Source organism: Legionella moravica DSM 19234, from assembly GCF_000423305.1.
GTDB classification, from domain to species: domain Bacteria; phylum Pseudomonadota; class Gammaproteobacteria; order Legionellales; family Legionellaceae; genus Legionella; species Legionella moravica.
The window spans coordinates 1-13,513 of record NZ_AUHS01000011.1; the positions used below are offsets into that span (position 1 = coordinate 1).

The window sequence follows — 13,513 nt, forward strand, 5'->3', positions numbered from 1 at the left end:
TTTTTTTGTATGCAAATTTAAAACCCTCATCCCTAACCCTTCTCCCTTAAAAAGGGAGAAGGGAACAGATTGTGCAATCGGTTTAAGTGTTGCCATTGATTTTCTCGCTCCTCCCTTTTAAGGGGGAAGGGAATAGTTTGTATAACCGGTTTAAAATGTCGCTATGGACCACCTCCCTTCTTCCTTAAAAAGGGAGAAGGGAACAGATAGTGCAATCGGTTTGAGTGTTGCCATTGACTTTCTTCTTCCTCCCTTTTAAGGAAGAAGGGAGTAGTTTGTGCAGCCGGTTTATAGTGTTACCTATCTACCAGGTCATTTATGTTACCTATGTTCCGGCCATACACTTCTGCTGGTGAATATTTTGGATTATGATCCAGCGCATTGAATCGAATCAATAATTACCGGTATTTGTCTTATGTATAAATTATGTTTCAATGTTCCTGAAACCCATCTTGAATTAGTTAAAGATGCTATTTTCGCAGCTGGAGCTGGAATTATTGGTAATTACTGCAAATGTTCATGGCAAATATTAGGAGAGGGGCAGTTTATGCCGCTAGCTGGAAGTAATGCATTTGTTGGTGAAATGAATCAATTAGAAAAAATAGCTGAATATAAAGTAGAGACGGTTTGTCAGAATGAATGCATCAAGGAGGTTATTGATGCTTTAAAAAGCAGTCATCCCTATGAAACACCTTCATATGAAGTCTGGAAGCTAGAGGCATTTTGATAGGAAAAATAAATAATGTCTTGGTTGTTGATTGATTCGGTTTAAACCTTATAACCAGAATAATCGTACCCAAAGGTATAAGAGGGACATTCCTATAACTGGAATAATGACAAAGCCAAAAAATAGGTGTATCTGAGTTCGATTTTCTGCAGATGAGCGATAATATTTTAAAAATTTTTTGAACACAGACATTCCATTCAGCCATTTATCAATTAAATTCACAACAGAATACTATGAATTCTTTGTTTGTTGAACATTCCGTTTACTAAAGATTCATCAATGAACATTAAAAATGTTGAATTAATAAATGCTAACGAAACGATTTGGCATTTTTCGTAAGTCCTAAAACTTGCAGGGTTGAAAAAACAGTATGCTGTATTGCATACTGCATTCCTGACATTAATAAACAAAGATCGCAATGAATAAACTACAGAAAATCTCCTGCCCAATCTGCGGCAAACAAAATACCTGGGATTCTGAAAATGCTTTTAGGCCCTTTTGTTCTGAACGATGTAAATTGATAGATTTAGGCGAGTGGGCCAGCGAAACCCGAAAAATTCCTGGAGACTCTATTGATTCAAACAGCCTTCCCATTGATAGCGATGCTGCTGATGAGCCTGATGATCCCTTCTTTAGATAGCACGGATGTTTATGGAAAGGGGACCTCAGAATAGTTAATCCTTTATTGGTGTCTCAACCCCGCATCCTGTTCTTTATGAAGCTCAGGCAAATTTTGTTTTATCGTACCAAGCGCCTCTTCAAGTGAATTGGCTTGTCTAATTGCAGTAAATACAGTGATGCGTTTATCTATTTGGCTGGTATCTCTGCTGGGATTTTGATCTTTGATTTCAACATTTTTCTCAATGCCTTTCTCTGCAATGGATTGAATCACTGAGAAATCATCATTTGCTTGTAACGCTCTGATTAAATTAGCTAAATTAGGGTATAGCTGTGATTTAATAGTGACTCCGGGCTCAACAAAGAGACCACTTTGCAGGATGGAACATAATTCACTATAGCAATTCTTATCCTGTTCAGAGTCTTGTTTCATCAATAAATCCTGATCAGTCGACGCTTGAGGATTGGAAGTTATTCCAAATTTATTTTTATATTGATTCCATTCATTCTTTAATGCTGTCATTTGAGGGCTGTCGTCCAAACTGCTCATATAAAGTTCTGTTAAATCAATGAATGCAGGAGTTGAGTGCTTAGTACTATTAATCAAAAGAGCGATCCCTTCACTCAATGCATAGGCCTGCTCATTTTCCTGATATTCAGTGGCGTTTTTTTCTAATGAAAATCTTCTGGAAAATAAGATGTTAGCTGATTTTTCGATTAAATTATTAACTTTGATATTTAATAAAGGACCGACTTCATTAATATTTTTCTCAACGATCTGAGTTAAACGACTTGCAGATATCCCGTATTTCGCCTTAATTTCCGACCATTCCTTTTTAATAGCAGTTGTTTCTTCAGTGTCGTCCAGAATATTAATAAACAGCTCTGTTATGTCAATTGTTTGTGCCGACAGTGGCGCTTTGTCATCAAAGAGAATAGACATGCCTCTTATAAAGTTGATGAATTGTTCATTTGATTGTATTTCTATTGGATCACTTAGAGTCGTGCTGTGTTCTAGAAGTATATTTTCTGTTTTGGAGAGCAATTGAGAGAGCTTTTTAGTACCTTCTTTCCATTTGGCAATGTTTCTATTGAGATGGCCTTGTCGAGTATTCAAATTATTCGCGGTATCTTCTACAAGAGCGATTAGTTTGGGTTCAATTTTGCTCCATTCATCAGCTGAAAATTCGCTTTGATGGTCATATAGAAAATCACTTAAAACATTTATTGCAGAAAAAACACAGTTCTTTTCAGTTAGGTCATTGGCTGCTTCGCGTTGGCCCGGCATTAGGGTATATTTTTTTTGAGTGTCTGCTTTAACTTCCTTAAAATACTCCATGAATTTGTCTATCATCTCAGTAGACATCTCAAAACTAAGCGTGTCTAATTTGGGATGTTTTAACATAGGACTATCATCTTGCCATGATGCTTCTTTGGAACCTTTAAGCTTTTGGGCGATTGAATGGTGAAGGATATTTTCCAGCCAATAACTGGCAACGGGTAGAACCATATCCAGATCATTATTGGGTGAGAAACCTTCTGTTACGACATTTCTTCCATGATTAACAACGTTAATAGCAGTGTGCCCACTGAACGTTCTTTTTTCTTTAATCCAATCAATAGGGTTTGTAGATCTGGGGACTGTTATTATCTGGATAGCGCTTCGGGCTGCTCCTGCGTCTAAATCATTCATGATGAATCTCAATTAATCACTATATAGTTACTATATTAGACTAATTTTAGATTTTCTGATTGATTTTTGCGCAGAATCACTGAAATAATCCAGGTATTGTTATCTTGAGGTATCAGCTGCTCGATCGGAATCCAAAGAGAGTTATTGAACAGGATCCTCGAGTCTTAATCTTGAATTAATCATAGCCTGTCCCACTGCACGCAATATACAAATGGTGTGTATAAAGGATGACAAATATGATGCTGCTGAAAATTCTCAATCAAGTAAAAAAAACGGATGAACTTTTAACTCGACTGGAAAAAGCGCATTTTGCACTACCTCACAAAAGCATGCCTGAATTGATCTTTGTATTTTATTTCTTTCCGACCAGAGTGAAGTAGCTCGTCATGAGATTCCGATAGTTTGGTATGTAGTTTGAGAACAATGTACCCAGTCCTTCGATGTCGTTACGCCAGTCGCGGTGCAATTCACAAGCCATGCCAAACCAGTTAATCAATTGTACGCCAGCGGCCTGCATTCGCAACCAGGCACTATGGCGGGTGACCTCATTAAACGTCCCTGAAGCATCAGTGATTACAAAAACTTCATATCCCGCTTCCAAAGCTGACAGTGCAGGAAAGGCCACGCAAACCTCGGTAACCACACCGGCGATGATGAGTTGTTTGCGACCGGTGTTCTTCACTGCATTAACGAATTCCTCATTATCCCAGGCATTGATGTTGCCAGGGCGTGCGATGTACGGAGCGTTCGGAAACATTTCTTTCAGCTCGGGTACCAGGGGGCCGTTGGGGCCGTTTTCAAAGCTGGTGGTGAGGATGGTGGGCAGATTGAAATATTTAGCGCAAGCTCCAACAGCCAGAACGTTGTTTTTGAACTCATTGGGTGTAAAATCTTGAACTAATGAGATCAAGCCGGCTTGGTGATCAACTAATAGCATGACGGCATCGTCTTTGGAAAGGCGGGAATACTTAAATGCTTTGCTCATGATTAAATCCCTTTCAATGTGATAACTTCAAGTTAATTTAGTTTAATGCTCAATGTGTTGCAGATCCTGTTTCATTTTAATATTGATAATCAGTTGTTTAAGCATGCTATGCGTGCAGATCATCATTCGGATACCTCCTCCCAGAGGGAGAGGGGAGAGAATTTTGACATTCACTGATTATTAATATGGTCGGAGTGACAGGAATTGAACCTGCGACCCCTGCCTCCCGAAGGCAGTGCTCTACCAAGCTGAGCTACACTCCGATAAGATTGACGAGCGATCGTTCTCCTTGTTTCTATACAGTGTGATTGAACGAAACTAATTATTCAAGGGTCGTTGTGTCTCTTGAGAGGGTTCATTCAATGCTATCATGCTATTAATGCCTGATCCGATAAAATCAATCAAATTGATTACAGGACTGGCTACACCGACAACGGCCGCTATAAAGGAAAAAACCAAATAAACTGCAGCATCTATAATATCGATTTTCGCAACCTGCGGATTTAATTTTGCCAGATTAACAATGGATTTGAGCCCGAGGTATACAGATGCTGCAGCGAGTTCCAGGGTGATAATTGTAAGGCATACAGGAGCAGTTATGGCGCTTGCTCCTTGGTAAAAAAATTCATTAGGAGATTTATATGGATTAAAAAAAAGAGATTTTATGGGGGTTCTTTTATCTAATCGTACATGGTCAAATACTGCATAGGTCACACCACATTGGTCAAATAAAAATTCATTAAATTTTTTTATTAATTCCTGAGTAGTCATAAGAATCTTAGGTAAATAGCTTTGTAATTTCATCATACATGAATATTTGTCTGTTATTAAAGAGCTATCATGGCTCTATTTCTGATTTTAATAGTGTGGCTGGACCCTGTTAACAGAAACAGGGGAGGGTAGACATGCAGAATTTTCGATTAGGTGTGGATCCGGCTAATTCGTGTTATTGATTTGCAAACAATCAGTTGGGTTATAGCGACCAAGGAAGAAACTTAAATGGTGTTCTTAGACTTTATGCACTAAATTTATTTATCGCAAAAAAAGTGATTGCGAGCGTTAGCGAGGCAATCCAGAGCGAATCGTCGCTAATAGGCTGTACTGAATTACTGCATGTCGTTCGTAACGACGACTTATTTGTAGTGAATTAAAAATTCGTTCACAGAACCCAGCCTTCTCGACATAAATGAACTCAGTTGGCAAGGATTTTTAGTAATTTCGTTCCAGAGCAAAATTGGCCAAATCAATCAGTGCTGTTTTATATTCTGAATCTGCAAGAACTGTTAAGCAAGACAGTGCTTTATCTACTTCCTGAGCAGCGATTCGTTTGGTATAGGCTATGGCCTTAGTTTGCTCAATCGCCAGAAGAATATCGGGTAAATGGTCTAAACTTCCCAATTTTAAACTGTTTTTTATTTGCTCTTGTTGTGTTGGCGTACCATGCTGTAATGCGTGGATTAAAGGAAGGGTTGCTTTGCCGTCCGCAAGATCGTCACCAATATTTTTACCCAGAGTTGCAGAATCAGAGCAATAATCCAGTGCATCATCAATCAGTTGAAAAGCATTCCCCAAATGCAAACCATAAGCATAGAGGCTATTTTGTACTTCAATGGGTGAGTTTCCCAGAATAGGACCTATACATGCCGCAGCTGCAAAAAGTAGAGCGGTTTTAGACCGAATAACATCGAAATAATCTTCAATACTCAATGCTGGGTTATGTCGATTTGCAAGTTGCTTGACCTCGCCACAACTAATTTGGTGTGATGTATTGGCGAATAGATTGAGAATCGCGGAAGTCCCGACTTCTACCATTAATTGTACCGATTGAGTAAATAAATAGTCTCCGACCAATACGCTGGCTTTACTACCCCAGATGCTGTTTGCGGTTTGTCTTCCTCTTCTCAAGGTAGATTCATCAACTACGTCATCATGTAATAAAGTGGCCGTATGAAAAAATTCAACCATGGCTGCTAAAGAGATGTGATCGGTACCTTTATAGCCGCAGGCATTGCTGGACAAAAGTACCAGTAAGGGGCGTAATCTCTTGCCACCGCTCTCAACGATATGATGGGACAAGTCATGAATTAAAACGATTTGTGATTGAATTTTATCAATAATCAAGTTATTAACCGCGTCAAAATCTTCAGTTACCAAGGCGCGTATACGGTCAATAGTCATTCTATATCCTCTACCAATTAGTCAATGCATGCTAAGGGGGGATATGTTAATTGTCAAGTATAAGAAGGAACTTGCGGTTTGCCCAACGGGCGTAGAAAAGATCTATTGACTATGTTTATTGTGTTTCGTTTTTATTTTTTTGTTTTTATACATGTTGTTGTCAGCCAGCTTGAGTAAGTTCTCTGCATTTGTAGCATCATCTGGAAAAATTGCTGTACCGATACTGATCGTACAATTTAAATCCAGATTTTTAATGTGAAAGGGTTCAGAAAACTCCTGTTTTATCCTTTTAATTATTGTATCGGATATCGACTCATTCGGTTTATAAGTGATGACTGCGGTAAATTCATCACCGCCTAATCGCGCAATAATATCGTTCGCCCTAAAGCAGTTTTTCAGTCTTTTACCAACCTGTAATAAGAGGATGTCACCTACGTCATGGCCGTATTTATCATTAATTTTTTTAAACCCATCCAGATCCATAAAAAATAAAGTGACTGTGTTTTGGGTTGATACAGCCAAATCGAGAATTTTCTGTAAATGAGTATTAAAATAAGAACGATTAGGCAAATTGGTTAATGAATCATGATTTGATAGGTAGTGAAATTTTTGTTTATCTGCTTTGAGTAAGAAATTTTGTTCCCTTAATACTGTTTCATAAAGTTTATTTTCTTTCAATAAATTATAGAGAATGGTGATCGTAAGTAAAAAAATAAAAATATGATTTATATTTTCGATGTAGAGAAGATATTCTGCAGGGACCTGGTATACCGGTGAGATGTATTGATAGACAAATATCAATACTATTGATGCAGATAATAGGCTGTAGAAAATTAATCCCTCAAGTCCTATTGTTGCAGCGGCAAGGATGGGCGACAGATAGAACCAGCCAAAATAGGAACTGGATATTCCTCCTAAACACAAATTACCTACAGTCATTACCAACAGGCATAAACTATTCAATACATGGCCACAAAGGATGATGCTGTATTTCTTCTTGAGTAATATCAAATTACCGATTGCAATAACGCTGGCAAAACATAAAAAATAGGCAATAATCCAAAAATGCAAATAAATATTGAGTGCAGCGAAATTAATACCAATGACAAGGAGTTCAACAGTGATTGTAGTGAGCAGGCGGTATTTTCTATCATGTTCACTGGGAAGTGGTAGTTGTGACTTACGATTCATAACCTCTTGTTCACCCAGTGTCATTTAAAGACCTCAGATTCTAGATATGAAGAAGTTAAATTATTTCATATCAATACCTACAGTATAGATTATTATTTGTACAGATTTGCATTGTTTATTCTATTCAAATTGATAAATTATCTTGATCATTAAGTCAAGAGAACAGCTAAGTTAAAGTCGAATACTGTTTAAAAAGAATTAAAAAAAGCGGCAAGTTCTTGGGGGTGGCTCTGCTAGCCCCAAACAGGAATTAAAACTGACGCGCGATCAGTACCTAACTCCTGTTTGGGGCATAATAAAACTACACGATTTCTGATGGGTAATCGCTACACATTAAAACGAAAGTGCATCACATCACCATCACAAACAATATAGTCTTTCCCTTCAAGACGTAGCTTTCCGGCTTCTTTAGCTCCCTGTTCGCCACGACAAGCGATGAACGCCTCATAAGAAATGACTTCTGCTCGTATAAAGCCTTTTTCAAAGTCTGTATGAATTACTCCAGCTGCCTGTGGTGCTGTTGCTCCCTTGTGAATGGTCCATGCTCTTACTTCTTTTACTCCGGCAGTAAAATAGGTTTGTAATCCCAATAGGTCATATCCTGCCCTGATCACTTTGTTTAACCCCGGCTCTGTTAATCCCAGGTCAGTCATGAATTCTTTGCGATCAGCATCATCCAGCTCTACCAGCTCAGATTCAGTTGCTGCGCATAAAGCCACAATGCGCGCCTGTTCCTGGGCCGCAAGATTTTTAACTTGTTCCAGTAAAGGATTATTTTCATAGCCATCATCATTAACATTGGCTATATAAAGTACCGGTTTTGCAGTGAGTAAAAACAGTCGGCGCGTAATGAGTTCTTCTTCAGGAGTAAGTCCTAAAGTTCGAACAGGATATCCAGCATCCAGGTGCGCTTTAATTTTTTCGAGAGTTTTCATTTCGAAAATAGCATCCTTATTGCCACTTCTGCTGTTTTTTCCTGCTTTTAGCATGGCTTTTTCAAGTGTTTCCATATCTGCTAAAGCAAGTTCTGTGTTAATCACTTCTATATCGCTCAGCGGATCAACACGACCTTCAACGTGTATTACGTCTGAATTTTCAAAGCAACGCACTACATGAGCAATCGCATCAGTTTCGCGTATGTTTGCCAGAAACTGATTCCCCAGTCCTTCACCGCTGGAAGCCCCTTTAACCAAGCCGGCAATATCAACAAACTGCATGGTCGCAGGTAGTGCCTGCTGTGGCTTTACGATGTCGCTTAATGCATCCAGACGAGGATCGGGAACAGTCACGATACCCACATTAGGTTCAATGGTACAAAATGGGTAGTTAGCCGCTTCTATACCTGCTTTGGTCAGGGCGTTGAATAGAGTTGACTTTCCAACGTTAGGTAAACCAACGATACCGCATTTAAATCCCATGTGTACTACCTCTTTGCTAATGTTCTAAATGAAGCGTCAATCGTGTGGATTGGATGGTTTATTTAGAATTAAGTGTTTAATTGATTCATTGCTCTGGCTATATCTCCAGACAATACCAAAGGCATTACAGCTATGCCTCTATCTATAGCATCATAAATTTTCTGTCTGTCATCGACGGAAGGTTTGCCCAATACAAATTGGTGGACGAGATCTCTATGGCCAGGATGGCCAATCCCAATTCGTAATCGGTGAAATTCACTGCTTCCTAACTGAGTTATGATGTCTCGTAAACCATTGTGCCCCCCATGGCCTCCACCTGTTTTAATTTTTATACGTCCAACAGGCAGATCCAGCTCATCATGTACGACCATAATTTCGTCTGGTTGAATTCGATAAAATTGACTGATTGCTCGGGTAGGTAACCCACTGTGGTTCATAAAAGTTAAGGGTAATACTAATTTGCATTGATGATGATTGATATCCAGATCAGCAATTTCCGCCTGCATTTTTTTATCTGACTTATAATGAGCACTGTGCCTTTGTGCCAGAGAATTCACCAACCATCCACCGGCATTATGCCTGGTTTGTTCATAGGCAGAGCCTGGATTACGTAAACCGATGATTAGTTTAATGGCCATAGACTGTAGTTTCTTAATAAATGTATCGGATTCATCGTAGAGTAGCAGAGCGTGTTTTCATTGAACTATCCTTACAAACAGACAGAATGAACATATTCTGGCTGTCTGCAAGAAATGAATCCAGAGTAAATCTTACTCTGCGCTGTTCTCTTCATCAGTAGTAGGTACCGCTGAAGCTGGAACTGATGTTTCTTCTTCTTCAGTTGAGCTGACTTTAGGTGCATGAATGCTCACTAAAGGTGCATCATGACTTCCATCTTTAACATCAACCGTCAAATGAACACCCTTAGGTAGTTTCAGATTAGACAGGTGAACTACATCATCCATTCCAACAGTAGTCATATCCACTTCAATGAATTCAGGCAAGTCTTTAGCTTGACAACGAATTTCAACCTGAGTCATGGTGTGGTTTATGATACCACCAGCTTTAACGCCAGCAGATTTTTGTTCATTGATGTAATGAATAGGAACAAGTTTAACCAGAACATCTTTTCCTGAAACACGTTGTAAATCCATATGCATAACGAGTGGCTTGTATGGATGGCGCTGTAATGCTTTCAAAATCACGTGTTCAACTTTACCGTCAACAGAAATATCAAAAACACTGGAGTAAATACTTTCAGTTTCCAAGGCTTTAATTACTTTATTGTGTAGAAAGTGGATTGATTTTGGTTCTTTATCACCGCCATAAATGACAGCGGGAACTTTATTTTCAAGACGACGTAGGCGGCGGCTCGCACCTTTCCCCATATCCGTTCTTGTTTCGGCTTCTAAAAGAATTGTTGACATTATATACTCCAATAAATTTAAGGATCCCTATTTAATCCGCGACCAGATTAAACACCCGAATACTCACTAAAAGGGAGTAATTAAACCGGGAAAGGGTGAAGAAGTATACAATATTTTAAAATGAACTTGAAGTCATAGCCATAATTTCATAGAATATGGCACTTTGTTGAAATTGTGATAGCCAATCAGGCGAGTTGGAGAATAGTTATGTATGCGGTAATCAAGACAGGCGGTAAGCAATATACCGTAAAAGAAGGTGATGTTCTAAAAATTGAATTGCTGCCTGAAGATGTTGGCAATGAGATCAAATTTTCAGAAGTACTGATGTTGGCAGATGGCGATAAAGTCGTGTGCGGCACTCCATTTGTTGCTAAAGCAGTAGTTAAAGCTGAAGTCCTTGATCACGGTCGTCACAAAAAAGTAAAAATTATTAAATTCCGTCGTCGTAAGCACCACATGAAACAAATGGGGCATAGACAATATTATTCGCAAGTTAAAATTACTGCGATAAGCAAGTAAGAGGGGATAGCAATGGCTCATAAGAAGGCAGGTGGTAGTACTCGTAATGGCCGCGACTCGAATCCAAAGTTTCTTGGTGTAAAGCGTTTCGGTGGTCAATTTGTTAATGCGGGTGAAATTATTGTAAGACAGCGTGGAACTCGTTTCCACCCCGGAACAGGTGTTGGTTGTGGTCGTGATCATACCCTTTATGCTCTGGTATCCGGTTTGGTACATTTTGCCGTTAAGGGTGAAAAGAATCGCAAATACGTCACTATAGTTGCCGAACAAACAGAAGAAGCTGCGAATTAATTTGCAACAATGCATCATGATTTGCAATGATCTTGCAAAGCACAGATGTATTTTAAAGTGATTTCAAAAATAATAGGATGTAGCAATTATTTTGTAGAACACATTTTTGATGGTATCTAAACGTTACGATATTTGTCATCCAGTTTATAACCCCGGTAACGGGGTTTTTTTTTAGTTTAAGGTTGGTCATGAGATTCGTCGATGAAGCAATTATTAAGGTAGACGCCGGTAATGGTGGAAATGGTTGCGTCAGTTTCAGGCGTGAAAAATTTATCCCCCGTGGTGGTCCCGATGGCGGTGATGGTGGGGATGGAGGCAGTGTTTATTTTGAAGCGAGCAGTGATTTAAACACCCTGGTAGATTTTCGTTATATGCGTCATTATAAAGCAGAGAACGGTCAACAAGGGATGGGTGGCAACTGCAGTGGGAAAAAAGGAGCAGACCTGATTATAAAAGTTCCTGTAGGCACCATGGTTTATGATATCGATACAGGTGAGTTACTCGGAGATATAAATAAACCCGGCGAACCCGTTCTTATTGCTCAGGGCGGGTTTCATGGATTGGGAAATACACGGTATAAAAGCAGTGTAAACCGATCTCCAAGACAATCAAGCCCAGGTAGCCCCGGTGAATGCCGGCATTTACGTTTGGAATTGCGGGTTTTGGCTGATGTTGGCTTATTGGGGCTTCCAAATGCCGGGAAATCCACATTAATTCGTGCCGTTTCCAGTTCAAAAGCAAAAGTTGCTGATTATCCCTTTACTACACTGCACCCAGGTTTAGGTGTGGTTAGTGTCTCATCACACAAAAGCTTCGTAATGGCTGATATTCCCGGGCTTATAGAAGGAGCAGCTGCAGGCGCAGGGTTAGGTCATCGGTTTTTAAAACATCTTTCCCGTACTTGTGTTTTATTGCATGTAATCGATGTTGCTCCTCTCGATGATAGTGATCCGGTTGCGTCAGCAAAGGCCATTATTAATGAGCTGGGTGAATACAGTCCTGACCTCTTGAATAAACCTCGCTGGCTGGTGCTTAATAAAATCGATATGCTTCCCGATGAAGCCAGCAGGCAGGAACGGGTAGAGGCCATCGTAAAAGGTCTGAATTGGACGGGTAAAGTATTTGCCATTTCAGCGATTAGTGGCCAAGGAACTCAACAACTGTGTTACTCATTGATGCAATTGATTGATGAGATGAAAGAGTCGGAAGCTTAACCACTCGGCTGCATAATAGACCACCAGAGGACTGCGATAAGGTATCTGGTGTGTCTCTCCTCCTTCCTGGATTTGATTACTGTAGTTTATGGTTAATTGCGTTGAACCTTTTGCCGGTTGTTGCGACCAATATTCCTCCAGGCCTCTGAGATGAAAATATAATCTTGTCGATTTAAGATTATGGAAGTGAATCAAGTGCTGAGTCCCTGGTTTTATTAAAAGGGATTGCAATAATCCTTGGGTGACTTCGTCTATTATGGTTATAGGTTCATTATTTTTAAGGATCAGTTCCCTCAGATTATCCGATGCTTTTTTGTCAATAGAAGCAATGATATGCGGAGACAGGATAGGATCGATAATGTCTTTAACTGTATCCACCAGATCACGGGTACAACGAACCTTGAATTCGATATAAGGCACGTCCAGGCGGTATCCTGTTTGACAATCAATATCAGCCAGCGCATCTTCCAGGGTCTGGGCAATTTCGCTCTCTGCCACACCAAAAATCCGCCACTTAATGATCTGTTTCGTGCTGCGCTCCATTGTCAAAAGGTTAGGAAGAACATGGTTATTGAACATGGGCAGACATTCACGGGGAGGTCCGGGCAGTAAGATAAAAATTCTATTATTCCATTGGTAATAACACCCTACAGCACTGCCGTTTGGGTTAGGCAGTATTCTGGCTTGTGGTGGAAACAGGCATTGCTGTAAATTTCCTTCGTTAATGACTACCTGGGCTGATTGCAGTCGTTTCTTGATATGTTCTAAAGCTTCATTATGTTGAACTAAAACATCACCTGTGTATTTTGCTAACGCAAAACGAGTCAGATCATCTGTTGTTGGCCCCAGCCCGCCGATTACAATAATTATTTCATGGTTTTGGGCTAAAAATTCCAGGCAGTTTACTATGTCTGTTTCTTTATCGCTGCACGCCATTTGCAATCCCAGAGACAAGCCTTCTGAACAAAGAATATGCGCAATATCATGACTATTGGTATTCATTGTGTCCCCATGAACGATTTCATCCCCTGTAGCTAAAATGGCAATAGTCATTTGTTTTTCCAATATTGAAATAGATTGTGAGAATTCTATAGTAGAATGTAAAAATAAGTAATATTTATTAACAGGAGGTTGACATTTAGGGTGTGGTTGGGTAATTACTAAATCAAGATTTTTATTTCGGAATTTACAAAATTTTCCGGCTTTGAGCCCTGAGTTATTTGTAATTCCTGTATTTATCTCCCTGAGTTGT

14 protein-coding genes and 1 tRNA gene are annotated in these 13,513 nt (G+C 39.5%); 5 read left to right on the plus strand and 10 right to left on the minus strand.

Features of this window, described 5'->3' with window-relative positions:
- The first annotated feature begins 415 nt into the window (after nt 1-415).
- Together G543_RS0102490 and yacG are read left to right on the plus strand one after the other, a co-directional pair.
- Nucleotides 416-727, plus strand: a complete 312-nt coding sequence (locus G543_RS0102490) for a YqfO family protein (protein ID WP_028383123.1) — start codon at nt 416-418, stop codon at nt 725-727.
- Nucleotides 728-1,145: 418 nt separating this feature from the next.
- Entirely contained in the window at nt 1,146-1,367 is a 222-nt protein-coding gene (gene yacG / locus G543_RS0102495; protein ID WP_028383124.1) for a DNA gyrase inhibitor YacG, read from the plus strand.
- A 42-nt stretch (nt 1,368-1,409) separates the two neighbouring features.
- Here yacG and G543_RS0102500 read toward each other — a convergent pair whose 3' ends face one another.
- From G543_RS0102500 to G543_RS0102550, 9 genes are all read right to left on the minus strand, one after another.
- Nucleotides 1,410-3,038: a hypothetical protein gene (locus G543_RS0102500; protein ID WP_028383125.1), complete on the minus strand. Its 1,629-nt coding sequence runs from the start codon at nt 3,036-3,038 to the stop codon at nt 1,410-1,412.
- Between the two features lie 352 nt (nt 3,039-3,390).
- The gene (ycaC, locus tag G543_RS0102510) at nt 3,391-4,023 is read right to left on the minus strand and encodes an isochorismate family cysteine hydrolase YcaC (RefSeq protein WP_028383126.1); all 633 of its coding nucleotides are present in this window, start codon (nt 4,021-4,023) and stop codon (nt 3,391-3,393) included.
- 186 nt (nt 4,024-4,209) lie between these two features.
- Nucleotides 4,210-4,286, minus strand: a tRNA-Pro gene (locus G543_RS0102520).
- A 55-nt stretch (nt 4,287-4,341) separates the two neighbouring features.
- Entirely contained in the window at nt 4,342-4,830 is a 489-nt protein-coding gene (locus tag G543_RS0102525) for a hypothetical protein (protein ID WP_051190554.1), read from the minus strand.
- A 402-nt stretch (nt 4,831-5,232) separates the two neighbouring features.
- Nucleotides 5,233-6,201 (minus strand): polyprenyl synthetase family protein, encoded by a 969-nt coding sequence (locus G543_RS0102530; RefSeq protein WP_028383128.1) that lies wholly within the window; start codon nt 6,199-6,201, stop codon nt 5,233-5,235.
- A gap of 102 nt (nt 6,202-6,303) precedes the next feature.
- Nucleotides 6,304-7,416: a GGDEF domain-containing protein gene (locus tag G543_RS0102535; protein WP_028383129.1), complete on the minus strand. Its 1,113-nt coding sequence runs from the start codon at nt 7,414-7,416 to the stop codon at nt 6,304-6,306.
- Nucleotides 7,417-7,718: 302 nt separating this feature from the next.
- Nucleotides 7,719-8,810 (minus strand): redox-regulated ATPase YchF, encoded by a 1,092-nt coding sequence (gene ychF / locus G543_RS0102540; RefSeq protein WP_028383130.1) that lies wholly within the window; start codon nt 8,808-8,810, stop codon nt 7,719-7,721.
- Nucleotides 8,811-8,878: 68 nt separating this feature from the next.
- A complete protein-coding gene (gene pth / locus G543_RS0102545; RefSeq protein WP_028383131.1) occupies nt 8,879-9,448 on the minus strand; it encodes an aminoacyl-tRNA hydrolase in 570 nt (189 codons plus the stop codon).
- A gap of 132 nt (nt 9,449-9,580) precedes the next feature.
- Entirely contained in the window at nt 9,581-10,237 is a 657-nt protein-coding gene (locus tag G543_RS0102550) for a 50S ribosomal protein L25/general stress protein Ctc (RefSeq protein WP_028383132.1), read from the minus strand.
- A 207-nt stretch (nt 10,238-10,444) separates the two neighbouring features.
- Between G543_RS0102550 and rplU the strand changes: the two genes are divergently transcribed.
- From rplU to cgtA, 3 genes are all read left to right on the plus strand, one after another.
- Nucleotides 10,445-10,756, plus strand: coding sequence for a 50S ribosomal protein L21 (rplU, locus tag G543_RS0102555; protein WP_028383133.1), 312 nt, complete (start codon nt 10,445-10,447; stop codon nt 10,754-10,756).
- Between the two features lie 12 nt (nt 10,757-10,768).
- Entirely contained in the window at nt 10,769-11,047 is a 279-nt protein-coding gene (rpmA, locus tag G543_RS0102560; protein ID WP_028383134.1) for a 50S ribosomal protein L27, read from the plus strand.
- A gap of 188 nt (nt 11,048-11,235) precedes the next feature.
- Nucleotides 11,236-12,261 (plus strand): Obg family GTPase CgtA, encoded by a 1,026-nt coding sequence (gene cgtA / locus G543_RS0102565; protein WP_028383135.1) that lies wholly within the window; start codon nt 11,236-11,238, stop codon nt 12,259-12,261.
- Here cgtA and G543_RS0102570 read toward each other — a convergent pair.
- Nucleotides 12,217-13,314 carry a competence/damage-inducible protein A gene (locus G543_RS0102570; protein WP_028383136.1) on the minus strand — a complete coding sequence of 366 codons (1,098 nt, stop codon included), beginning with the start codon at nt 13,312-13,314 and terminating at the stop codon, nt 12,217-12,219. The two genes, cgtA and G543_RS0102570, sit on opposite strands and share 45 nt — an antisense overlap.
- Nucleotides 13,315-13,513: the final 199 nt, after the last annotated feature.